We start from the raw sequence: 1066 nt of genomic DNA on the forward strand, positions 1-1066 counted from the left end.
CTGTTCGAACAGCAGGCTGCCCGCCAGCCGCAGGCCCCGGCGCTGACCTTTGCCGAGCGCACCCTGAGCTATGCCGAACTGAACGTCGAGGCCAACCGCCTGGCCCACCACCTGCGTGGCCTGGGCGTAGGCCCGGACGTGCTGGTAGGTATCGCCGCCGAACGTTCGGTGGACATGGTCGTCGGCCTGTTGGCGATCCTCAAGGCCGGTGGCGCCTATGTGCCGCTGGACCCTGAATACCCCGAGGACCGCCTGGCCTACATGTTCGAGGACAGCGGCATCGCCTTGGTGCTGACCCAGTCGCACCTGCGCGCCAACCTGCCGATACCTGCCGGGCTGGCGGTGCTCGCGCTGGACCAGCGCCAGGCCTGGAGCGAGCAGGGCGAGCACAACCCGGAGGTGCCGCTGCACGCGGAAAACCTCGCCTATGTCATCTACACCTCCGGTTCCACCGGCAAGCCCAAGGGGGCTGGTAACCGCCACGTCGCCTTGCACAACCGCCTGGCCTGGATGCAAGAGGCTTACCTGCTTGGCGCGGGTGACAGCGTGCTGCAGAAAACCCCGTTCAGCTTCGACGTGTCGGTGTGGGAGTTCTTCTGGCCGCTGATGGAGGGCGCCCGCCTGGTGATGGCGCTGCCGGGTGACCACCGTGACCCGGCCCGCCTGGTACAGCTGATCACTGCCGAGCAGATCAGCACCTTGCACTTCGTGCCGTCGATGCTGCAGGCCTTCGTCGGCGACGAGAACGCCGCGCGCTGCACGTCGCTGCGGCGGATCATCTGCTCTGGCGAAGCACTGCCGGTGGAACTGCAACGTCAGACCCTGGCGCTGCTGCCGCACAGCGGCCTGTTCAACCTGTACGGGCCGACCGAAGCGGCAATCGACGTTACCCACTGGACCTGTGTCGAGGAAGGCAAGGACGCGGTACCGATCGGCCAGCCGATCGCCAACCTGCACACCTACGTGCTGGACGGCGAGCTCAACCCGGTCAGCCCTGGTGTGACTGGCGAGCTGTACCTGGGCGGCATCGGCCTGGCCCGTGGTTACCACCGCCGCCCGGCCCTGA

1 protein-coding gene is annotated in these 1066 nt (G+C 67.4%); it reads left to right on the forward strand.

Annotation, left to right across the window (positions count from 1 at the left end):
- Positions 1-1066 (forward strand): amino acid adenylation domain-containing protein (locus APH34_RS28400; protein WP_156358139.1); only part of this gene is annotated, 1066 nt, incomplete at both ends.

Origin of the sequence: Pseudomonas sp. NBRC 111131 (assembly GCF_001320525.1) — a bacterium.
Lineage (GTDB): Bacteria > Pseudomonadota > Gammaproteobacteria > Pseudomonadales > Pseudomonadaceae > Aquipseudomonas > Aquipseudomonas ceruminis.